Here is a 1,172-nt window from a genome sequence, read left to right as displayed (position 1 = left end):
TCGCGGTCGGTGGGCTCGACCGCAAGCTCGATTTCCCGCCGGCGCCGGAACCGCCGGAAGGCACGCGGCGCGGGCTGTACGCGATATTGTTCGCCGATTTTGCCGGTTTTTCAAAGCTTGGCGAGGCAGAGTTGCCGATCTTTGCGAAGGAAGTGATGGGCGGCATCGGGCGTGTGCTCGACGATTATGGCGAGGCGGTGCTGTTCCGCAACACCTGGGGCGACGCGGTCTATGCGATCATCTCCGACCCCGCGACCGCGGCGCGGATCGCGCTCGACATGCAGCAGCGGCTCGACGTCCTGCCGCCCGGCCTGGGACTCGAGGGGCACAAGGCGGGGATGCGCACGGGCATCCATTTCGGGCCGATCTATCGCGGGCAGGACCCGGTGGTCGGCAACGAGCTGTGGTACGGGACCGAGGTGACGCGCACCGCGCGGATCGAGCCGGTGACGCTCGTCGGGCAAATCTATTGCACCCAGCCGATGGCGGCGATGCTGGCGCTCGGCAATGCGCGCGATTTCGACTGCGACTATGTCGGCAAGGTGCGGCTCGCCAAGGATTATGGCGAGCTGGCGCTATACCGGCTGTCGCGGCGCGCCAGCTAAGGCGCGCGCAGCCGCGCGACGAAGAAGCCGTCGAGGCCGCCCGCATCGGCGAGCGTTCCGGGGAGCGTGCGGATGAAGCCCGCTTCGGTCGGGTCGATGCCGGGAGGCAGCTCGTCGGTCCGCGCCGGATCGATCGTCCAGCCGGGGTGTGCCGACAGGAAAGCCGCGACCTGTTCCTCGCCCTCGGCGGGTTCGAGCGAGCAGGTGGCGTAGACGAGGGTGCCGCCGGGCTTGACCCATGCGGCGGCGCGCGCGAGCAGATCGGCCTGCAGCGCCGCCATTTCGGCGACCTGACGCGGCTCGATGCGGTGCAGCACATCGGGGTGGCGGCGGAAGATGCCGGTGGCCGAGCAGGGGGCGTCGAGCAGCACCGCGTCGGCGGCCGCGCCGGGCTCCCATGTGCGGATGTCGCCTTGCACGATCCCGGCTTCGAGCCCCGTGCGGTCGAGATTCTCCTCGAGCCGGGCGAGGCGCTTGGCGCTCGAATCGACCGCGACGACCGACCAGCCGGCGGCGGCGAGCTGCATCGTTTTGCCGCCCGGCGCGGCGCAGAGGTCGAGCACGGTG

At 70.2% G+C, this 1,172-nt stretch carries 2 protein-coding genes; one reads left to right on the top strand and one right to left on the bottom strand.

The window, feature by feature from the left end:
• The coding region (locus B1A78_RS21810) for an adenylate/guanylate cyclase domain-containing protein (protein ID WP_144037966.1) at positions 1 to 605 on the top strand (605 nt) is incomplete at its 5' end.
• Here B1A78_RS21810 and B1A78_RS21805 read toward each other — a convergent pair.
• Positions 602 to 1,172 (bottom strand): RsmB/NOP family class I SAM-dependent RNA methyltransferase (locus B1A78_RS21805; RefSeq protein ID WP_144037965.1); only part of this gene is annotated, 571 nt, incomplete at its 5' end. The two genes, B1A78_RS21810 and B1A78_RS21805, sit on opposite strands and share 4 nt — an antisense overlap.

Source organism: Sphingopyxis sp. KK2 (assembly GCF_001990265.1).
Lineage (GTDB): Bacteria > Pseudomonadota > Alphaproteobacteria > Sphingomonadales > Sphingomonadaceae > Sphingopyxis.
The sequence above is the reverse complement of the archived record's forward strand: the minus strand, read 5'-3'. Positions and strand labels throughout refer to the sequence as shown.